The following is a 21,027-nucleotide window of genomic DNA, read 5'->3' as shown; positions in this document are numbered from 1 at the left end:
TTCCTAGCAACGGATTTTTTCTGTTAGCCGTAACTTTTTTTGTGGGATAGATTGGTAAGTTGCTTGAAGTACATAAAAATCGGTTGTTTTTTAACTTTTGTGAATTCGAATGAATGGAAACGATTGAAATGTATGCTTTTTACTGATAATAAGAAATATTAAAGAAATTTGTTCATATACAGTTCAAAAGATTCGACAATATTTTGAACTCGGTCTTGGGTTCATTGTCAAACAGGTTTGTGGTTGTTATTATAGAGAGGGTGTAAAAGTAAATATATTTTTAGCTTAAGTTTTGCTAAAGCCAACTTAGCTTTATGCTTACGAGAAGGTTATGCACAAGCAGAACTCAGCCCAGCTTACGAGGATAGTTTTGCTATAGCAAAACTCTTAGGAGGTTCAAATAAAGTGGAAGAACAAATGAGGCTAGACCTCAACAACACAGTTAACACTGCGGATGCAGCAGCATCCGAAACGGTTGATCATGGGCCTGTCACTTGGAGAGACTTCGTACAATTAGCCAAGCCAGGTATTATTTTTTCCAATTCGATTACGGCATTCGGCGGTTTCTGGGTGGCATCGGGCTGGCAAATAAATTGGTTGCAAATGCTGTTCACGTTGATTGGCACCGCACTGGTTATGGCATCGGGTTGCGTGCTTAACAATTATCTGGACCGCGATATGGACACGAAGATGGCTCGTACCCAGAAGCGTGCGCTTCCGAGCGGTAAGCTCTCTGCACAGACGGTAATGCTCTATGGGATTATCCTTGGTGTTATAGGTATCTGTGGTCTCGGACTGCTGGTCAATCCAATGACTGCGCTGCTAGGATTGATGGGGCTTTTTGGTTATGTATGGATCTATACGGCCTGGTTCAAACGCACCTCGGTTTGGAGTACATTTGTCGGGAGCTTCTCAGGTGCTATACCGCCGGTAATCGGATACTGTGCAGTTAGACCGGACATTGATGCGGGTGCGATTATTTTATTCGGTATTATGTTCCTATGGCAGCCTCCGCATTTCTGGGCGCTGGGCATCCGTCGTATGGAAGAGTACCGTGCTGCAGGCTTCCCTTTATTACCCGTTGTAAGAGGGACATATGTTACTAAGATCAGTATGGTTCGCTACATTGTCTTACTGGTTCCAGTATCGCTTCTGCTGTACGTATATGGTTATGTGAATGTGTTTTATTTTTATGCGGCAGCGATTATGGGACTCTACTGGGCATTTCTCTGTATTAAAGGCTTCAAAGCGCAGGATGAAGAGCTTTGGGCCAAAAAAATGTTCATTTATTCCATTAACTACTTAACACTGCTGTTTATCATTATGGTTATTACAACTGTTTCGACAAATCATTAAAATTACGGCCGTCAGTAAGTGCTGTAAGTCTTTAAATCCCTAAGTCCCATGGAAGCATGGGCTATTTTTTTTAGATAAAGGATGGAGAAGCCTATGAATACAAATGCTCAGAATAGTTGGTTTAAAATTGTCGTTGTTGTTTTGCTGCTTGCAATGATTGGCGTTTTCGGATATATGATGCTCAAAGGAAAAGATACTAAAATAGGAGTCATTAAACCGGCGCCTGATTTCAAACTTGAGAATATCGATGGGAAGAACGTAGGGCTGGCTGATTTGTCGGGCAAAGCTAAACTGGTCTATTTCTTTTATTCTACTTGTCCTGATGTCTGCTCTCCTACCACTTACACGATATCGAAAGTACAGGATGCGCTTGTGAAAAAAGGTGTTTTCGGCGATAAAACGGCGATTGTTTCCATTACTTTTGACCCTACGAAGGATACAACAGAGCAGCTTAAAGAGTTCTCGGGTCGCTTTCATGCGGATCCCAAGGGCTGGTATTTCCTGCGTGGGGGAGAAGCTGAAGCAATGGGGCTCGCGGAAAAATTCGGAGTTATGGTAATGAAAGATAAGCAGGGCGGTACGTTTACACATAACAATGTCATTCTGCTAGTAGATAAAAAAGGTGATCTGCGAACGTACTATAATGGAAGCGATGCAGATTTGGATGTGGAAAAAGTAGCTCAGGATATGATTCAGCTGTCCAAGGAATAACAACTATTTATTAACTATAAAGTCGGATCTGGTGGAGGGTATAGGATAAACTCTTCCAGACCGGCTTTTTCTAGTTGTTGGATTAAATATTCAGCGGGTGTGCCCTCTACCCCGGCGTAGCCTCTTCTTGTATAGATTTGCTCTGCTTCGGGAAACGTATCCCTTAAAATGCCGCGTATTTTTTTCCCGGAGGAGTCATTATCGGTGAATAAATAGACCTCATTATGATCAGCCTTCTTCTTCAATGCCTCCAATTTCTCCGTGTTCAAGGATCCGTAGGTGCATAATATATCGACCTCGTTGCTTAATAGACGGCGTAGCCTGCTTTTGTCATTTTTTCCTTCAACAATGATAATAATCGGCATAGGAAGCACCTCTTTGTTTAGCAGTATCTTTTTGTAGTATAACCAGTTTTTTAGTTCCTTCCAAGATGTATGAGGAGTAAAAGCGTATTTCCCAGGAAATGTCGAAATGTAGCTTAGCCGTTTGTTTGTGATGATAGGGGAGGGGGAAGTAGAAGTCATTAAAATGTCTATAAAGGATTGAAATTTCACTTGACGAACCTTAAGAAATAAAATAATCTAATTATAGAAACTAAATAATAGTAAGTAAATAATTGGTGCTGTTAAAGTTAGAGGGAAAATTGAACGGAGGAAAAAATGATGACAATTACCATCTACCCACCTGAAAAGCAAGCCGTAGGCAATTTTGATGGAGGTAAAATAACAGAGCTGAAACCAATCGGTTTCCCGGGAGAAGGATCAGCAGTAAAAGGGATTGGACCTTTATTTTATTGGGCATGGGCGCATTCGAAGAAGGAGGGCCATATTCCAATGCATCCGCATCAAGCGTTCGAGATAATAACGTACATGGTAAATGCCAAGGCCGAGCATTCAGATACTTTAGGTACAAGTAGCATAGTCGAGGCAGGCGGACTACAGGTGATGCAGACGGGGTCTGGCGTATCGCATAGCGAACGATTTATTGGGCCGGATTCAGAAGGGTTTCAAATATGGTTTGAGCCGTATATTCGTGAAGCTCTGCAGCGCAAGCCTACCTACAACCAATTTGATCATGAAGCGTTCCCTGTGGTCGAAACTACTGGACTCACTGTGAAAACAGTGCTTGGGGAAGGTTCTCCGGTAGAGCTGGTGGCAGATGTTCAGATGTGGGATGTAGAGCTTGCAGGAGGAAGCCAATACAGTCATAAGCTTGCAGCAGGGCGTTCTTTGGCTGCATTAGCCATTCGTGGTCACGGAGGCTGGACATTAGACACTGAGGCTGCAAAGCATGCCGTACAGTTCAACCATAAGGACTTTACAGTCACCGCAGCGGAATCTGGGCAACCAGAGGATGTGGTTCTTGCAGCATCGGAAGATGGATTAAGAATGATTCTGATCGAGGTTCCGACTGAGGTTGATTATCCATTATATAAAAAGAACCGTTAAGGAAGAAAAATTGTCCGTTCGGTTAACCCATTTATCGATCAAGTAGAAAAGGTTACCACGAAAACTTAGTGGGATAAAGCACATAAACTTGCTGGTAAGAGAAACGAATTTCGGCGATCTTAGCGTACACTCTACTTTGGTGTGTATTAACGCTATTAGAGGTTTCCAGTAGTTAGGAATCCATTTGATACTATGCTAAGCAAGAGCGCTGATTCACTGTTCTAGAAAAGTAATGTATTGCCTGCTGCATCTTATACCTTAGAAGCTGAATCCGAGAGGAAGCGTCCTGGCGAATAGCAGGGATTCATCCATGGAAGCGGAGGCCAATAGCGGAAGTGCTTGTTCCGCTATTTCTTGGAAAGCACAACAAACAGAGAGATAAAGGAACAGCCAGTTCCTCTATCTCTCTGTTTGTGTGCAAAATGCTCCTCTGTGTCCCGAATAACGGAATTCCGACTTCCTCTATAGCCTTAAATTGGAGGCGCCTGATTAAATAACGAAACTAAGAGTTCCGTTATAATCATACCGGGTTTTATTGCAGGTTCAGCTTTACAGCTATCCAGTGGAAAAACATCTCCAGATCAAGCTTTCATCTAAGTAATAGGTTAAGGTATGTTAGGTGATAAGCGTTAGGGTAAGGTAAGTTAAGGTAGATAAGGTAGGTAAGGTAGTTAGGTAAGTAACCAGGACTACCCTGAGAGAGCTTGTGGTCTCGGTCCGCCAGCGCTGCCGGAGCGCCAGGCGATAGGTTAAGTTAGGTTAAGGTAGATAAGGTGGTTAAGGTAGATAAGGCAGGTTAAAGCAGGTTCAGGTAAGTTAAGGTAATGTTAGGTACTTAGGTAAGTAAGCGTTTGGGTAGGGTAAGGTCTGTAGATTGCTTCTTCTTCATTGAGCTTCCATTGCAGGACGAGCGCTTTTAACGGGGGTGAGTGGTGCGAAGCTAATATTTGCAGATAAAAAAACAGGACTGACATTTGTCAGTCCTGTTTTTTGGAGAGTGTGGTTCTTAGAATCAATCTTAATTGTTGATGAAATTTACTTTAGTCAACAAACGCTTCAGCATTGTAGCTGATTGAGCGCGAGTAGCTTGAGTGTTCGGTGAAATGGTGGAATCTGTGATTCCATCTACAATTCCTGCTTGAATTGCTACAGCCAATTCGTTCTGAGCCCATACGATTTTATTAGTATCAGTAAACTTCGCTAACAAATCGGATTGCTCAGAAGAGGATACTTCAGGCTTAGCGCCTACGAAGCTTAATGCACGAACGACCATTGCTGCAAGCTCTTCACGTGTGATCGATTGGTTTGGACGGAAAGTGTTGTCTTCATAGCCATCAATGATTTTCGCATTGACTGCTGCGCCGACTACACCAGAGAACCAATCTCCGGAAGTTACATCATTAAATGAGCTGCTTCCATTGGATTGATCCAAACCTAAAGCACGAACGACCAATGCTGCGAATTCAGCACGGGTAATGTCGCGTTCCGGCTGGAAGGAATCATCAGTTACGCCATCGATAACTAGCTTGTTAGCTAGAAGCTCGATGTAACCTTGTGCCCAATGACCTTTGCTGTCATTGAAGCTTTTGTTCATTTCAATAACGGTGTAGATGCTGTTATTGTTACGTTTGATAACAGCTTCGTTGATGCCGTCAGTTGTTGTGAACAAAGAAGGTACGAAGCTAAGCTTTTTCGTAGTTGTGTCGAATACGACTGCTGTTGTACGGGATGGATCCACTTCTTTAGATAATGGAATCGTCCGGTTGATGTAATTGCTGCCAAGATCAATATTCTGTGTCGTACCGTCTGCTGCAACAGCAGCAAGCGTAAAGTCAACAGCACTGCTGATCACAGTTGCTCCCAATGCAGTAGCAGAAGTTGCAATTTCATTAGTTGATGTCTCGTCTACAGCAGCAATTCCTACTTTGATTTTCAAATCATCAACTGTTGTGGAAAGCTTGCTAGCAAGATCATCCAACTTCAATACATAAAGAGGAAGAGTATAAGTTCCTTTTTCGCTAGAAATTTTCAGCGTTTTATTCTTGTCGCTTACATAGTTTACCAACGCTTTAGCTGGAATTAATGCAACATCACCGTTAAGCTTCAACTCAACGATGTCGTATTGACTGAGTGCATTTTGCAGTGTGTTTGCATCAATAGATCCATCGGAATTTACAGTAATTGTAGCTCCGTTGGAAATACCGCCACCGCCACCGCCGCCACTACCGCCGTTATTGTTGTTGTTGCCGTTAGACGTTGTGTCATAAACACGTCCAGTTACGGATTGACTTTCTTCCTCAAGATCAATGTAAGTTTGACGGGTTACAGTAGTGCCAGTGAAAGAATAAGAGTATACACCCTCATATACGCTATATGTAGCGCTTGTTATAGGAATAGATCCCACTTTATTGCCGTTTGGATCATACATATAGACTTGAGTATTCACGCTGTAAGGATTATCTGTATAAACGTTACCTGTTACTGTGTTGTTTTTATAAACTAAATTGCTGAAGCCTGTTGCTGCGAATGCAAGTACAGGCAATAACGCCGAAATGATTAGCATCATGACGGTGACTTGTGCCGTTTTTTTGAATACCGTTGATTTCATTAAGGGTTCACTCCTTTCTGTCTCTAATAATTTCTTCGATTCTTGAAATGGCTCTTTACTCAAAATGCATCTCACCTCCTTTGTAAAAATAAACAGAACACCAAAAATCTTCGAACCCAACCCCCTGATTTAAGTCCGTCTCTCCTATAAAAATCATTTTTAGTAGGAAATATGGCAGAAATGTGAGAAGTGGTACGACATGTTTTATACTTACCCAGCACTTATCTTAGTGAATCACAAAAAGAAAAACCGCCCGGCAAAATCACCGAACGGTTAGCTATGGAGAACTCTTAACAGACTGTATAATTAAGACAAAAATGCATGTTGAGAAGAAAAGGGGAGTAGAGGTGCTCACAAAGATCATTAGGTTTGAATGGCTTTAAAACCTCGAAGCGGGAGTAGAGTGAGTGCTGTCATTAAACAAATAAAAGCGATAAAATAAGGCGATGTATGACTCCGCATGTGACCGGCAACAATGGGTCCTATAAAGGCTCCGATGGAAAAAGAGATCGATAGGAATGAAAAAATACGTCCATAACGGTTCGCGCTTGTTAAACTGGCTAATAAAGAGGCGATGGCTGGATAGATAACGCCTTTTGCCATTCCAATCAAGAACAAGGAGACATGCATCGGCAGCGGCCATTTGATCGATAAACCGAAGAAGATGAACGCTAGTGCCAAGCTGCCTAAAGATGTGCGCAATAAAGGCGAGACTCGGTTTAAGAAGACCATGCTTAACGTTACTAGGGCGCCTAAACTAACCAATGAAAAGAGGATCCCAGAGGTTAGAATGGAGCCGTTCGTTTCTTTCATAAGAGGCAGCTCAAAGAACAATATCCCTTGCGAGCAGGAAATGGCTAACGGAACGCCGAAGAACAACCAAGGAATAGTTCCTGTTCTTGCGTTCGATCCCTCTATGCCTCCTGGAAGCGCATGAGCACCATGTCCGTGTGCTTGCGGAAATAGTTCTACAGCGCTCTGCGTATACTGTCGCTCTTTGACGCCGAATATAGCGAGCACCCCTGTAATAATTAGCAGCCATCCGAGCAAGGTGAAGGATTGGGAAAAACCGAGCTTAGCGACTAGAAAGGCGCCTGCCGCTGGACTTAACACGGATGCCATGGTATGCACGAACCCGTTGCCTGCCATTAGCTTGCTTTGTTGAACGCTGTCTTTAGCAAGTCTGGCTAGCAGGGAAAGACATGCCGGAGAAAGAAAGGCAAGCACAAATCCACTAATGGAGCGTACAATTAGCAAGTCCCATGGATCGGTAACTCGGGATTGAATGAGCAGTACGATTCCTGCTACAATCAAGCTGAATACAATAAATCGTTTGCTGCCATACCGATCGACGCCATAACCTGCCAGCAGATTTCCAGGTAGGTGAGTGATGGAGTACACACCCAGGATCAATCCGATAAACGATGGAGCCGCACCTAATGATATAGCAAACGGAGATAAAATAGGGTATTGTGCGTGTAAGTCGAAAAAGGCTACAAACATAAACAAGTAAAGCCAAATTGCGGTTTTCAACATCATCACCTCAACTTCTGATCTTTGTCTAGTTCCTATCCGTATATGATTACTTTTACGTGACAAGCTGGTGGGTTAGTACCATTATTTTTTTTGCAACATTTGTTTGAGAGCTGCGTCCTTACTAACAGTAGATGGATTAGGTTAATAATCAGAGAATTTTGAGCAGGTGCAAGAGAAATCGGAGGAGCGACGTTTCGCTTAAGAGCGAGTGGGAGATCCTTAACTCGTAATTATACGAACTAATTTGGGGGAAGGCGGACGCCTGAAGTGAGTCCATATCTTATTATTTTGGCAGTTATTTTGATTCTTGCAATGCTTCGTTTACGTTCTACCTATCTCAAAACGAAGAAATTCGACCGATCCGATGAGATCCAGCAAAGACTTGCGGAACTTAAGAAGAAGCGGGATGAAGATCGTGAGCAAGATAAGATAAGTTAAGTCAAGTTACAGCTTTATCATTTTGATGAATGTAGGGAGAGATGGAATTGGATTTCTTATTGTCTTTTTTGCAAGAACGTTGGTTTATTATTGTGGGTGCTATCGTAGTGTTGTTTCTAGTAGTTCGGATATTAAAAACTGTCGTTAAATGGGTTATCGTGTTGGCTGTGTTGGCCGGGTTGTTCTTCTACGGTGCAAGCTATAAGGATCAGCTTCTGGATATTGGAACAGCCGTATCGACAGAGGCTAAGAATCAAGCAGTTAAAGCTTTCTCCAATGAAATGAAGGAAGCACAGTATAAGCAGAATGCCGATGGTACATTTACTGTTACTACCAAGAGCTTGAAATTAGACGGCAATCCTTCTTCTAATGAGGTAAAAGTAACATTTATGAACCAGACCTTTACGATGAAGATGGACGACGCTGTGAACGCGTTAATCGAGCAAGCTAAGAAAAATACGAAGCTGTAAATGGCTGATGACATGAACGAATTGAGGTGAAGCGTATGGCAGAAGCATGGAACGTACTAAGCGCAGCGAATTGGATTACGATTGTACTTGCCTCCACATTGCTCTTATCGGTTTTTCAAGGAATGCTCCGCGGCGCTTCCACCTCGGCCAAGCACTTGATGCTGATGGTGTCGGAAGGAATAGCAACACTCCTGGGATTAATCATTGCATGGAAGCTTGCTGCATGGCTGTCTCCACAGGTTCAAGTCTGGCTTATTTCGTTTGATATAATTATTCCTTCACGAGAGCTTGGTTTTTTGGAACAGCTGTATTACACCGGTGTAACAGGAATTCGTGATTTCTCATTGCTGCGCTTCGGCGTATTATTTGTAATCGGCTATCTTGTATCCAAGCAGCTGCTGTACCGTATTATTGATCCGCTTGTTGATAGATGGGCTAGGGGAACGATGCATCTGGAAGGTCGATCTAACTGGAAAGGCAAACCGACACTATTTAGCAGTTTAGTGGGGGGAAGCATAGGAGCTGTCACCGGTGCTGGCCGATCCTTGCTTGTTATCGCGGCTCTATTCATCTTCGCCAGCTTGTTCCCACAGACTCCTGCTGCCACTTACATTCAAGCCTCGGGGTTATATCAGAAAGGGGCAAACGAAGTTATCAAACCAGTAACCGGTGATTTTATTGCTAATCAGCTTCCGGTATTTACTAGGGCGGTCGAGCAGGAATTCACGAATATTCTACAGCGTAAATATGAGGTGCTCGACGCTAATATACCTACGGATATTGCCCAAGCTGCAAAGGAAGTGTCAGCAAAAGGCAAATCCGATGAGGAGAAAGCAAAGCTGCTGTACAGCTGGGTGGGCAGCCGTGTAAAGTATGATTGGGATAAAGTGAATTTGTATGAACAAAAGCGGATATGGAAGGAGCAAACACCGGAAGAAACGTTCGCAACCAAGCAAGGTGTTTGTATAGATTATTCCAGATTATACGCGGTTATGGCCCGTTCAATAGGTCTTGAGGTTAAGGTTGTTACTGGCCTCGGCTACGATGGAAGAGGGAGTTATGGACCGCATGCTTGGAACGAGGTTTATATACCGGATAGGCAGAAATGGGTTCCATTAGATTCAACTTGGGTCGCCAGTGGCGGTAATTGGTTCAACCCGCCGAACTTTAATGATACACATATCCGCGAGGCATAACCCGGAAGCCGGGCATTCAAACCACGTATTGTGGGAGAGTGTCCGGTTTTCCACTTCTACGCGAATTATGGTAAACTATTGGAGCAGTTGCTGCGGAAGCTGTCAGTAAGCTAACTAGCAAGGGAGTAGACATTCATGATTTTACGTAAACCTTTGAATTTATATAAAGCCGTTTTTTTTGATGTTGGAGATACTTTGATGACTATTCCGGCAGCAAGAGTTATCATGCAGCAATTTCTGGCAGCTCGTTCCTTACACCGTGCGGAGGAGGAGGTTGGCGACCTGTTTACTGAAGCATTCCGCTTATTTTATTATGGCAGGCAGTTGGACCCTTTTGAGGTATGTACACCGGAGTCGGATCGTGCTTTTTGGATGAAACTGTATCATTACATTCTAGACAAGCTGGGAGTTCAAGAAGAGAATTGGACGGATGAGCGTATTCACCAATGCTGTCATGGGCTATATGATCTATTCACCGGTCCTGAAGCTTACCAGCTTTTTGACGATGTGTCAGAGTGCATTCCTAATCTTCAAGCGAGAGGGTTGCAGTTAGGCATCATTTCAAATTTTGCACCCACATTGCCTGATATTCTCCAAAAAAAGGGGATTGCCCATTACTTTGATCCCATTATTGTATCCACACTGGTTGGATTAGAGAAGCCGGATCCGGCTATATTTAAGCTCGCATTGGAACAGTCGGGTTTGCTGGCTGAGGATGTTTTGTACATTGGAGATCACGATAGAAACGATATTTGGGCACCGAATCAAGTCGGTATCGATGCGGTCAAAATTAAACGCTACGATTACCATTCGGGCGAGGGCATTCATACGCTGCATGAGCTACTACAAGCCTAGTTTTCAAGGCTGCCTCAGGATTTTGGTAAGGATAAAGGAGCTGTAATTGGAATGAAGTTTAGAAAATCGATGTCGACGGATGATCCGCATAAGCAGGAGCAGAACAAACAGCGGCATTTTACTTTTCGTATTAATTTGTTATTTTTCTGTATCTTTTTCCTGTTCTCCGTGCTTATTATACGGTTAGCGATTTTGCAATTTGTCGAAGGAAAGCAGCTTGCGGCGGAGGAGGCCCAGACTACTGTACGGGATTCGCCTATCGCGCCTATTCGAGGTAACATCTATGATTCCAACGGCTACCCGATCGCTTATACGTCCTCGGCCCAATCGCTGTATTTCCGCATGGAGTCGGATCAGAAGAAGGATGATGTCATCGCGATGGCACAGAAACTGGAACAGATTTTTAATGAATACGGCAATCCCACTAAAAATGTGATGACCGCGGCCAGTATTATCAAGGAAATGGATGTAGGCTATGATTTGGAAAAAAATCCGACCACTCCTCCTAGCTATTCGTTCGTTCCACGCCGTATTAAATCGGGTTTATCCCCAAAAGAAATTGCTTTTATTCTTGAGCACCGTGATGAGTTGAAATGGCTTGAAATTATGGAAGAGAGTATCCGAACTTACGACCCCGGCACTATCGGTGTGCAGCTTATCGGATATATGAGGCCTTTTTCCAGAGCGAGGGAGCCGAAGAACGGGCTTGATTTTTATAAAAATAAACAAAATACGCAAGGATATCTCGATACGGAGGATGTCGGTTACGATGGCATTGAATTGATGTATCAAGAGGATCTTCGTGGTAAAAACGGGATGAAAACATACCCGGTCAACGCATCAGCCAAAATCATCGGAAAAGTGCAAGTTGAAGCGCCGAAAAAAGGGAATAACTTATTTCTAACAATCAATAAAGATGTGCAGCAGGTAACGGAGCAGGCTATTCTCGATCAATTGGTTTATGCCAAGTCGGCATCGGCCAGAGCTTCTCAATACGGTTACGCTCCTAATGCAAAAGCAGGCTACGCCGTGGCGATGGAGGTTGATACAGGACGGGTCATTTCCATGGCCAGTATGCCGGATTATGATCCGGGTATGTGGAGTGCCGGTTTTTCAAACAATGAAGAATATCAGCGAATACAGCCGTTTATTAACAATGGGACTATTACTACGGCATATCCTAACTATCCGGCGGATGAGCTGAAGGATCACCCTACTTCGATCGTATATGTAGGCTCTATCATCAAACCTTTATCTGTGCTTATTGGATTGAATGAGGGCTTGTTCGGAGTAAACACTCCTTATAATGACACAGGGGTGTTCAATTTTGGTAAAGACAACAATGCCAAGTTAACCAACTCCGACAGGAAAGCTTACGGTCCTATCAATGCTGCGGATGCGATATGGCATTCATCCAACACCTTCATGTCAGCGATGATCGGCAACCCGCTTTATTTGCGTAACGGGGATAAGGCGCCTGATTTATGGGAGTCGTATTTGAATAAATTCGGGCTTGGCGTTTTAACAGGAAGCGGGCTGCCCAGAGAGTACGCGGGCTTAAGTGAATTTAAGACCAATACGAAGGAAACACTGCAATCTCGGATGGTTTACGCTTCTTGGGGCCAGAATGAGAAATATACAACGATGCAAATGGCTCAATATGCTACTACGTTGGCTAACCGAGGCAAAAGAATGAAGCCTCTGCTGGTCGATAAAATTGAGACCTACGAAGGCAATCCAGTGAAAAAGATGGAACCGGAGGTGCTGGAGGAAACGATCTTCCCTAAACCTTATTGGGATTCTGTCATTAAAGGGATGGAGAAGGTTACCGTACAGGGCTTTGATGGATTCCCATACAGCTTTGCTCGTAAAACCGGAACGTCTACGCAGTCAGTTGGCGGTAAAATGATAGATAATGCGGTATTTATCGCATACGCACCATTGGATAAGCCAAAGCTGGCGATTGCCGTTGTTGTGCCGGAGGGCGGCTTCGGTTCATGGAACGCTGCTCCTATTGCCAGAAAGATGTTCGATGCTTATGATCAATACTACGGTCTGGACGGCGTACCAAAGGGTGGTAAAGGTACAACTTCCGCGCAATAAATGAGCTTTTCATACGGATTGCGACGAAGCTGCCAGGGTCCATAAGGATTTAGGAATTGAACGGAACAGAGAGTTCCTTTATTCTGTCTGCTGCCTCCAATTTAGGGTGATAACGGAAGTCGGAATTCCGCTATTTTGGTCGAATCTGAGCCGAATGTACACAAACAAAGAGATAAAGGAACTGGCTGTTCCTTTATCTCTTTGTTTGTTGTGCTTTCCGGGTAATAAAGGAACTAACAGTTCCGTTAAGAGCTAAGACCAAGAGTAAGAGCTATGAGCTAAGAGTATGGACTCTAATTCCTTGGATAAACGTAGCTACTAGTAAGGATATATGCCATGATTTCAACAGTGATTGGAAAGGCATTCCTGATATACCCAAAGCCCTGAATACCTTCCCACGCACAAATTTAGGGGATAATATAAAAGCACATAAAGGTTTCGGAGGACTTTCTTACGGTGATTCGTTCAGAAATACAACTTGCTTCCAAACTACAAGAATACGTTTTCAAAAAGTTGCACAAAGGAAAGAAAATTGCATACATATAAAATATAGAAAGGAAGTGAGTGCGATGAATTTAGATACGGGGAAATTTCCACAATCTTATGAAAGGTTACTTATGACCTTGCTATATTTAGCTTTTTGTCTAATTTCCTGATGTTGCTGTGAATATGGTATACTATTATATCGATTATATTAATTATGCAGTTTGGACGACGCTTGAGGAGGAAATGTAGACATGTGCGGGATCACCGGAGCAATGTATTTTGATGACAGAGAACCGTCCCAGGCGATGCTCAAGGCAATGACTGATTGTATTGTGCATCGCGGGCCGAACGATTTTGGATTTTGGGGTGAAAACCGTATAGGATTAGGCTTTCGTAGGCTGTCCGTTATAGATTTGAAAGAAGGGCATCAACCGCTTTCCAACGAAGATGATTCGGTATGGATCGTTTTTAATGGAGAAATTTATAATTATAAATATTTGCGTCACGAGCTGCAGGATAAAGGGCATCAATTTAAAACGCATAGCGATACAGAAGTTATCGTTCATCTCTACGAGGAGTATGGAGAAGAATGCGTTCATCGGCTTCGCGGGATGTTCGGATTCGTCATATGGGACCGTAAGAAGAAGCGGCTGTTCGGAGCTCGTGACCATTTTGGTATTAAGCCGTTTTATTTCTATAAGGACAGCAGACGTTTTCTGTTTGGGTCGGAGATTAAAAGCTTGTTGGCAGCCGATGGAATGGATCGCACGATTCATACAGAAAGTCTGCTCAATTATTTGACATTCCAGTACGTTCCTGAGCCTGATACCATGTTTAGAGGCATCCACAAGCTGCCCCCAGGTCATTACATAACGATTGACTATGATGGAGAAATGGCGATACGCCGTTATTGGGATCCAATGTTTGAGACAGAGGAGCGTCCGTTTGAAGAATATGTGGAGCAAATCCGCGAAGGGCTGAAGGATTCTGTTATTCACCACATGCAGAGCGATGTAGAGCGTGGCTGTTTTCTGTCGAGCGGAATCGATTCTACAGCTATTGCAACGCATATGAGGTCCATCGAGCCGATTCGGACGTTCTCAGTTGGCTTCGAAGGGCCGAACGACGAGACGGGGATTGCGCGTCAGACTGCCGTAGCGCTGGATACAGAGCATTATGCGAAGATTATTACGCAGAAAGATTTTTTTGACACTCTGCCCAAGGCCGTGTGGCATCAGGACGAGCCTGTGGCCGATCCTTCGGCCATCGCGCTGTACCACGTGGCGCAGCTGGCGCGCGAGCATGTGACGGTTGCGCTCTCAGGCGAGGGTGCCGACGAGCTGTTCGGCGGCTACCGCATCTACAACGAGCCGATGTCACTGCGTCCGCTTGATCGGCTGCCATTGCCGTTGAAGCAGCTGTTGAACGCAGCAGCTCGTATGCTGCCGAGTGGTCTATACGGCAGAAATTACATCCTACGCGGCACGACGCCGCTGGAGAAGAGATTTCTTGGTAATGCTAAGATTTTTACCGAGGATATGAAGGCCGAAGTAGTAAGAATCGACAAAGAAATGCTGCGTAATTATCGGAATCCATGGCAAATTGCTCAGCAGTATTACGATAAGACACGTCATCAGGATCCAGTTACTAGGATGCAGTATATCGATATGAACTTGTGGCTGCCGGGCGATATTCTGATGAAAGCGGACAAAATGACGATGGCTCATTCGTTGGAGCTGCGTGTGCCGTTTCTGGATGTTGAATTATTCGAGGTTGCCCGCAAAATTCCAACACGGTACCGCATTGCTGAAGGAACGACTAAATACATTTTCCGCAAAGCGATGGAAGGTATCATTCCGGATTTCATTCTGAACAGGCCGAAGCTAGGCTTTCCTGTACCGCTTCGAGATTGGCTGAAGGGCAACCAAGGTACCGTGATGATGGAGCAGATCGCAGCTAGCGGCGTTGAGGATTATATCAATATGGATACCGTTCGCCGAATGGTAAGCCTGCATCAAAACGGCCAAGGCGATTACGCTCGCCGATTGTGGACTATCTATATGTTTGCTCTGTGGCATGTGACTTTTATGGAAGAGCTGCCGAGACCAACCTTTGCAAATGCATTGTAACTTTTGTTTAAGAAAAGGGGACAGGATTGCCCGTGGGGAATTATAAGCTGATAGCTTTGGATATGGACGGTACGCTACTGACGGAAGACAAGCTTGTTTCAGCAGAGAATAAGGCCGCTATTAAAGCTGCGAACGCAGCAGGGGTAACAGTGATGTTTGCAACAGGGCGAGGCATACAGAATGTAACTGCCTATGTGGAGGAGCTGCAATTAGCGGCTCCGATAGTTGCGGTCAATGGAAGCGAAGTATGGGCGGCGCCCGGAGTACTTCACAGTCGTAAGCTATTGGATACATCCCTGCTCAAACAAATGCATGCCATAGCGCTGGAGTATGATACCTGGTATTGGGCGTATGCTGTTGATCAAATTTTTAACAAGGAAAAATGGACGGATCAGGTCGATGCGAAGCAGTGGCTGAAATTTGGTTACTATTACGAGGATGCAGCGATGATGAAGGAGATTCGAATGAAGCTGGAAGCATGGGATGCATTGGAAATAACGAACTCGCATCCTCTTAATATTGAGCTTAATCCCAAAGGCGTCAACAAAGCCAGCGGAATTCGGCAGGTATGCGGGCTGCTTGGCATTGAGATGTCACAGGTTATAGCTATGGGTGACAGCTTGAATGACGAATCGATGATTCGCGAAGCTGGCCTTGGTGTCGCTATGGGCAATGCGCAGGATGAGATTAAGCAGCTGGCAGATGTGATTACCGCCACGAATGATGAGCATGGAGTAGCTAAGATTATTGAGCAGTATGTACTTTCTTAAGCTAATCCATATGAAGAAACAGTTTTGCCAAGCAAAACTAATTTTGAAGGTGGGAAAGCCATGATAATCGCTGCATGGATCATTGTAATCGTTCTATTTATCATCGGGATGGTGGGTGCTGTCTATCCTGTACTCCCTGGGGCTGTTGCCATTTATGCCGCTTATTTCGTATACGGATGGATGATTGGGTTCGAGCCCTTCGGATTTTGGTTTTGGTTGACACAAACAACGATTTTAGTCGTCCTTCTGATCGCCGATTATGCAGTAAGCGCATTAGGTGTGAAAAAGTTTGGCGGTACAAAAGCCTCCGTTATTGGCAGCACGATCGGTCTGATATTGGGGCCTTTTGTGATTCCGATTGCAGGTCTGTTGATAGGACCTTTTCTCGGTGCTGTAATAGGTGAACTCATCATCGGCACGGAGTGGAAACAAGCTCTGCGGGCAGGCGTGGGCGCGCTAGTCGGCTTTTTCTCAAGTGTGGTAGTAAAATTGCTGCTGCAGGCGCTGATGATCATTTTGTTTTTTGTTTGGGTATTGCAGAACTAACCATAGCAGGGAGAAGGAAACGTTTTGGCTAAGGATTCGTTAGTAAAAGGCACATTCATATTGGCAATGGCGGCCCTGGTTGCACGGGCACTTGGTGTGGTGCAGCGTGTTCCGCTAGTTATTCTGTTAGGCGATATAGGCATGGCGGCTTACGGTACTGCGTTTAATATTTATTCGATGCTGTTAGTTGTGGCGACAGCGGGTATTCCGAGCGCACTTAGCAAAATGATCTCGGAGCGAACGGCGCTAGGACTTCACGCGGAAGCGAACCGCATCTATCGCGCGGCATTATTATTCGCCGCGGCAGCGGGCGTAGTGATGACATTGTTTCTATTCATCATTGCTCCTTACTACTCGACTAGCATTGTCAATCCGCAGGCGACACTGCCGATTCGCGCCTTGGCTCCCGCTCTGCTGCTGTTTCCTCTGATCGCCATTATGCGCGGCTACTTCCAAGGTCGGCGCATGATGATGCCCAATGGCTTATCGCAGATTATTGAGCAGCTTTTCCGTGTCGTCACCTCAGTCGGATTAGCGTATGTATTGTTGGCTTACAGCATGGACTGGGCAATTGCGGGTGCTTCCTTTGGCGGAGTCATAGGCAGTGTGGCTGCTGCTGCTGTCATGCTTTATTATGCGCTCAAACTTCGCCGTAGTGATCGCGCTGAAGGGCTGCTGCCCTCGGCTGAGAGCCGCGCAGATCAATCGAGTAAGGCCTCTCAGGAGGGTGTCTGGAGAAGCAGTTTGTCCTTCAAGACCATCTATTCTCAGCTATTTAAAATATCAATTCCTATCGTTATTTTTTCATTGACTGTAACTTTGATTTATACAATCGATTCCTCCATAGTAACCCTTTTACTAAGGGATCAGGTTGGAGAGTTGCAGGCGAAGGAAATATTGGGAATTCTGCTTGGTCGGGCACAGTCGCTTGCCGGCATACCGATTATTTTGGCAGTGGCGCTAAGCCAGTCCATAGTACCGATAATTTCCTCCGCCTACTCACAGAAGGATATGAAGCAGGTTTCTCAGCAGACTGGAAAGGTGCTTCAGTTGTCCATTCTAACAGGACTGCCAGCGGTACTTATCATTTGCTTGGCCGCAGGCCCTATCAATGGATTTATATTTGGTAACGATAAGGGATCGGCTATTGTTGATGCTTATGCGGCTCCAATTATTGTGTTCTTGACGGTAAGCACCATCTTCCAGATTATCATGCAGACATCAGGCGCTGTGCTGATGGGCATGGGTAAAATGCGTGTGCTGATGCTGAGTGTCGCTATAGGTATCGCACTCAAGCTGATTGGCAGCTATGTATTGGCTCCATGGTTCGGTATTTACGGTATCATCGCCGCTACATGTCTATGCTTCGTCCTTATGACGGTTATGAATCTTATGGTGTTGCGTAAAGAGGTTCCGTTCCGGGTTCTAGGCAGCCGCAGATGGCTTGGGATCAGCATTACAACTGTGGTTATGGTAATTGTAGGGATTGCATTGGATCGATTAACAGGCACGTATGTTGTTCCTTTCGGAAGCCTTAGATGGGATGCATGTATCCAAGCCATTATTATTTGTGCGGTAGTGGGAGGGTTGTACCCGCTGCTGTTAATGCTCACCCGTACTCTTAGCGTTGCTGATTTGCAGCAAATGCCTCGTCCTGTCCAACGTTTAATTGGGAAGGTGGCGCCGAAGCTGCTTAAGGGCGACAAAGAAAGCGGAACGAATTAACTCGTTATTTCATAGGTTAGAAAAGGACACCCAAGAAAGCTGATTTGTATCAGTCTTCTTGGGTGTCCTTTTAATTATAGCAAGTGTCTAACTGGAATTTTTGGAGCAGTTCCTGTTATTTGTTATGTTGGACTCAATTAACCCCTGATTAGCTGGAGGTTTTCCAGCTAATCAGGGGGCCGGAGAAGAACTCAAACCTATCAAGAAAAAGTCATAACCCCTAACGATACGGCTGTGGTGAGAACAGCACTCCAAAAAACAATCCCGATCGTCATCCACAGCATTAGCTTATCGGGCTTTGCCCCGAATGAAACTCCTATTGCGGCACCAAGAGGCGCCCCAGTAATAAGCGGTGATAAGAAGCCAAGCCCGATGATACCATACTTTTTCCAGATACGGGACATGGTGGTTTCTTTGCGCTCGTTTTTTTGTTGAAAGCGGTGCACCAACCAACTGCGGATGGATTTACCGAAGAAGATAATAATCGCTGCTGCTCCAATCGAGCCTACAGCACTCCAAATAGCGGTTAAGACAGGGGGCAGCTTCAGGGTGAAGCCAAGCGGAATGGCGACCCACAGCTCCAAAATACCAGCCACGATAACTGAAAACCATGCTCCAATATCATTCATTTAAATCACCTTCACTTTTATATTTGTAGGAGTGCATACGTAATGGTTAGTAAATAGTGGCGAAAATTTTAAAAATGCTACACAATCCTCTTACCCAATCTGCGCATTTCGTAAAATATTGAAAGAAATTGTTCATCTCTCTGCTACAAGCCTACATGAGTCCCCTCTATACTAAAAGTAACAAACAAGTGCTGTCAAATAACATAGAATAGAGGTGGGTCTAACATGAGCACCCTTAGCCAAGACACTGTGGCTGCCAAAAGCCGTCCACATACTGCTCCTAAATCCAAATTGAAAAATCACAACCAAGCAGCCTTAGCCGGGTACTTGTTCATTTCCCCATGGTTGATTGGATTTCTATTTCTCACTTTATGGCCAATGCTTCAGTCCTTGTACTACTCGTTCACCGATTTCTCGCTGCTGGAGCCTGCCAAGTGGATAGGCCTCGATAATTATAAAGAAATGTCAAAGGATCGGTTCTTTTATAATTCGCTCAAAGTGACCTTTGCTTATGTTTTATTTTCCGTTCCTGCCAAGCTGTTTGTAGCCCTTATGGTAGCCATGCTGATGAATCGCAAAATTCGCGGCATTTCATTCTACCGTACGTTGATATATCTTCCTTCCCTTATAGGCGGCAGTATAGCTGTTGCAATCCTTTGGAAAAATATTTTTGGCATCGATGGGTTTATCAATCATATTGTTCCTCTATTCGGAATTGATGCGAAAAACTGGATTGGAACTCCCGAAACCTCACTTGGTACGCTTATCCTGCTGAGATGCTGGCAGTTTGGATCGGCGATGATTATATTCCTGGCAGGGTTAAAGCAAATTCCGAATGAGCTTTATGAAGCTTCATCCGTTGATGGCGCGTCCAAGCTAAGGCAGTTTTTCAATATCACGCTTCCTATGTTATCTCCTGTGATTTTGTTCAATGTTATTATGGGAGTCATCCAAGCCTTCCAAATGTTTACCTCAGCTTTCATTATTACCAACGGGGGGCCCCTTAACTCAACCGAAGTGTATGCGCTTTATTTATACCAGAAGGCATTCACCTCATTCCATATGGGCTATGCTTCAGCATTGGCTTGGGTGCTGCTGATCATTATCGGTATAGCAACCTCAATTAACTTTATTGCTTCGAAATATTGGGTATTTTATGAGACTGAGGCAGGTGATAAGAAATGAGATTGAGTATACGAAGAAGTCGATTATGGACACATTTGATTTTACTGGCACTTAGCCTGCTCATGTTTTATCCGGTTATGTGGTGGATAGGGGCTTCATTTAAATCAAATCCTGAGCTTGCACTGCCCACTTTATTTCCTAGTGTTTGGATGTGGGAAAACTATACGCAGGGCTGGAATGCGCTGCCGAAGTATACATTCACTTATTTTTACTTGAACAGCTTCAAGCTGAATATCACGACGACATTGCTGACGGTTCTTTCCAGCAGCTTGGTTGCGTTTGGCTTCGGGCGTCTGGAGTTTCCTTATAAAAAGCTGTGGTTTTCTCTGCTGCTATTAACGATCATGCTGCCGGGACAAGTGACCTTGATCCCTCAATATTCAATGTTTCACTCGTTCAACTGGGTGAACACGTATTTGCCATTCATTGTTCCTAGCGCTATGGGTAATGCCTTCTTCATTTTCCTGCTGGTGCAATTTATTCGCGGACTACCGAGAGAGCTGGATGAGTCCGCCAAAATGGACGGCTGCAGCTGGTTCGGCATTTACTGGCGAATCATTATGCCGCTGACCAAGCCTGCTTTAGTAACGGTGATGATCTTCTCGTTTCTATATGGCTGGGAGGACTACTTTGGTCCCTTGATTTATCTTAACTCGGTTGATATGTATACGATTCCGCTTGCCCTTCGTATGTTCGTAGATACACAGTCGGCAACCGCTTGGGGTCAGCTATTAGCGATGTCCCTATTATCCATCTCGCCGCAAATCCTTGTCTTTTTTGTCGCACAGCGTCATTTCGTTGAGGGGATTGCCACAACTGGATTAAAGGGCTAAACT

The 21,027-nt window shown here is 44.5% G+C and carries 18 protein-coding genes; 14 read left to right on the top strand and 4 right to left on the bottom strand.

The window, feature by feature from the left end:
- Positions 1-417 precede the first annotated feature (417 nt).
- Positions 418-1,356, top strand: coding sequence for a heme o synthase (cyoE, locus tag GC093_RS06415; RefSeq protein WP_171651053.1), 939 nt, complete (start codon positions 418-420; stop codon positions 1,354-1,356).
- A 93-nt stretch (positions 1,357-1,449) separates the two neighbouring features.
- Entirely contained in the window at positions 1,450-2,067 is a 618-nt protein-coding gene (locus GC093_RS06410) for an SCO family protein (RefSeq protein WP_171651036.1), read from the top strand.
- Positions 2,068-2,081: 14 nt separating this feature from the next.
- Here the strand turns inward: GC093_RS06410 and GC093_RS06405 are convergent, their stop codons facing one another.
- Positions 2,082-2,432, bottom strand: a complete 351-nt coding sequence (locus GC093_RS06405) for a ribonuclease M5 (protein ID WP_171651035.1) — start codon at positions 2,430-2,432, stop codon at positions 2,082-2,084.
- Between the two features lie 297 nt (positions 2,433-2,729).
- Between GC093_RS06405 and GC093_RS06400 the strand changes: the two genes are divergently transcribed.
- A complete protein-coding gene (locus GC093_RS06400; RefSeq protein ID WP_171651034.1) occupies positions 2,730-3,515 on the top strand; it encodes a pirin family protein in 786 nt (261 codons plus the stop codon).
- A gap of 1,018 nt (positions 3,516-4,533) precedes the next feature.
- Here GC093_RS06400 and GC093_RS06395 read toward each other — a convergent pair.
- Both GC093_RS06395 and GC093_RS06390 read right to left on the bottom strand, forming a co-directional pair.
- Entirely contained in the window at positions 4,534-6,186 is a 1,653-nt protein-coding gene (locus GC093_RS06395; RefSeq protein ID WP_246313693.1) for an S-layer homology domain-containing protein, read from the bottom strand.
- A gap of 300 nt (positions 6,187-6,486) precedes the next feature.
- Positions 6,487-7,656, bottom strand: a complete 1,170-nt coding sequence (locus tag GC093_RS06390) for an MFS transporter (protein WP_171651051.1) — start codon at positions 7,654-7,656, stop codon at positions 6,487-6,489.
- A 270-nt stretch (positions 7,657-7,926) separates the two neighbouring features.
- Here GC093_RS06390 and GC093_RS06385 point away from each other — a divergent pair, with 270 nt between their 5' ends.
- From GC093_RS06385 to GC093_RS06345, 9 genes are all read left to right on the top strand, one after another.
- Entirely contained in the window at positions 7,927-8,097 is a 171-nt protein-coding gene (locus GC093_RS06385) for a hypothetical protein (RefSeq protein ID WP_171651033.1), read from the top strand.
- Between the two features lie 41 nt (positions 8,098-8,138).
- Positions 8,139-8,567, top strand: coding sequence for a hypothetical protein (locus GC093_RS06380; protein WP_171651032.1), 429 nt, complete (start codon positions 8,139-8,141; stop codon positions 8,565-8,567).
- A 35-nt stretch (positions 8,568-8,602) separates the two neighbouring features.
- Complete coding sequence (locus GC093_RS06375; RefSeq protein WP_171651031.1) at positions 8,603-9,763, top strand: transglutaminase family protein; 1,161 nt, start codon at positions 8,603-8,605, stop codon at positions 9,761-9,763.
- A gap of 135 nt (positions 9,764-9,898) precedes the next feature.
- Positions 9,899-10,618, top strand: a complete 720-nt coding sequence (locus tag GC093_RS06370) for an HAD-IA family hydrolase (RefSeq protein WP_171651030.1) — start codon at positions 9,899-9,901, stop codon at positions 10,616-10,618.
- Between the two features lie 51 nt (positions 10,619-10,669).
- Complete coding sequence (locus tag GC093_RS06365; protein ID WP_246313684.1) at positions 10,670-12,721, top strand: peptidoglycan D,D-transpeptidase FtsI family protein; 2,052 nt, start codon at positions 10,670-10,672, stop codon at positions 12,719-12,721.
- A 737-nt stretch (positions 12,722-13,458) separates the two neighbouring features.
- Positions 13,459-15,336, top strand: coding sequence for an asparagine synthase (glutamine-hydrolyzing) (asnB, locus tag GC093_RS06360; protein ID WP_171651029.1), 1,878 nt, complete (start codon positions 13,459-13,461; stop codon positions 15,334-15,336).
- Positions 15,337-15,368: 32 nt separating this feature from the next.
- The gene (locus GC093_RS06355; protein WP_171651028.1) at positions 15,369-16,106 is read left to right on the top strand and encodes a Cof-type HAD-IIB family hydrolase; all 738 of its coding nucleotides are present in this window, start codon (positions 15,369-15,371) and stop codon (positions 16,104-16,106) included.
- Positions 16,107-16,166: 60 nt separating this feature from the next.
- Positions 16,167-16,652, top strand: coding sequence for a DUF456 domain-containing protein (locus GC093_RS06350; protein WP_171651027.1), 486 nt, complete (start codon positions 16,167-16,169; stop codon positions 16,650-16,652).
- Between the two features lie 24 nt (positions 16,653-16,676).
- Complete coding sequence (locus GC093_RS06345; protein WP_171651026.1) at positions 16,677-18,377, top strand: putative polysaccharide biosynthesis protein; 1,701 nt, start codon at positions 16,677-16,679, stop codon at positions 18,375-18,377.
- A gap of 200 nt (positions 18,378-18,577) precedes the next feature.
- Here the strand turns inward: GC093_RS06345 and GC093_RS06340 are convergent, their stop codons facing one another.
- Entirely contained in the window at positions 18,578-19,006 is a 429-nt protein-coding gene (locus GC093_RS06340; RefSeq protein WP_171651025.1) for a small multi-drug export protein, read from the bottom strand.
- Between the two features lie 225 nt (positions 19,007-19,231).
- On the opposite strand from GC093_RS06340, the gene GC093_RS06335 reads away from it, so the two are divergent.
- Together GC093_RS06335 and GC093_RS06330 are read left to right on the top strand one after the other, a co-directional pair.
- Positions 19,232-20,191, top strand: a complete 960-nt coding sequence (locus GC093_RS06335; protein ID WP_171651024.1) for a carbohydrate ABC transporter permease — start codon at positions 19,232-19,234, stop codon at positions 20,189-20,191.
- Positions 20,188-21,024 (top strand): carbohydrate ABC transporter permease, encoded by an 837-nt coding sequence (locus tag GC093_RS06330; protein WP_171651023.1) that lies wholly within the window; start codon positions 20,188-20,190, stop codon positions 21,022-21,024. Before GC093_RS06335 ends, GC093_RS06330 begins: the two co-directional genes overlap by 4 nt.
- The last annotated feature ends 3 nt before the right edge of the window (positions 21,025-21,027 follow it).

The organism is Paenibacillus foliorum (assembly GCF_013141765.1).
Lineage (GTDB): Bacteria > Bacillota > Bacilli > Paenibacillales > NBRC-103111 > Paenibacillus_S > Paenibacillus_S foliorum.
The sequence above is the reverse complement of the archived record's forward strand: the minus strand, read 5'-3'. Positions and strand labels throughout refer to the sequence as shown.

Bases quoted from the DNA above. Each gene is read 5' to 3' on its own strand.
- asnB (WP_171651029.1), top strand. From the start codon at position 13,459: ATGTGCGGGATCACCGGAGCAATGTATTTTGATGACAGAGAACCGTCC.
- GC093_RS06400 (WP_171651034.1), top strand. From the start codon at position 2,730: ATGACAATTACCATCTACCCACCTGAAAAGCAAGCCGTAGGCAATTTT.
- GC093_RS06340 (WP_171651025.1), bottom strand. From the start codon at position 19,006: ATGAATGATATTGGAGCATGGTTTTCAGTTATCGTGGCTGGTATTTTG.
- GC093_RS06405 (WP_171651035.1), bottom strand. From the start codon at position 2,432: ATGCCGATTATTATCATTGTTGAAGGAAAAAATGACAAAAGCAGGCTA.
- GC093_RS06410 (WP_171651036.1), top strand. From the start codon at position 1,450: ATGAATACAAATGCTCAGAATAGTTGGTTTAAAATTGTCGTTGTTGTT.
- GC093_RS06330 (WP_171651023.1), top strand. From the start codon at position 20,188: ATGAGATTGAGTATACGAAGAAGTCGATTATGGACACATTTGATTTTA.
- GC093_RS06365 (WP_246313684.1), top strand. From the start codon at position 10,670: ATGAAGTTTAGAAAATCGATGTCGACGGATGATCCGCATAAGCAGGAG.
- GC093_RS06350 (WP_171651027.1), top strand. From the start codon at position 16,167: ATGATAATCGCTGCATGGATCATTGTAATCGTTCTATTTATCATCGGG.
- GC093_RS06370 (WP_171651030.1), top strand. From the start codon at position 9,899: ATGATTTTACGTAAACCTTTGAATTTATATAAAGCCGTTTTTTTTGAT.
- GC093_RS06375 (WP_171651031.1), top strand. From the start codon at position 8,603: ATGGCAGAAGCATGGAACGTACTAAGCGCAGCGAATTGGATTACGATT.
- GC093_RS06380 (WP_171651032.1), top strand. From the start codon at position 8,139: ATGGAATTGGATTTCTTATTGTCTTTTTTGCAAGAACGTTGGTTTATT.
- cyoE (WP_171651053.1), top strand. From the start codon at position 418: ATGAGGCTAGACCTCAACAACACAGTTAACACTGCGGATGCAGCAGCA.
- GC093_RS06335 (WP_171651024.1), top strand. From the start codon at position 19,232: ATGAGCACCCTTAGCCAAGACACTGTGGCTGCCAAAAGCCGTCCACAT.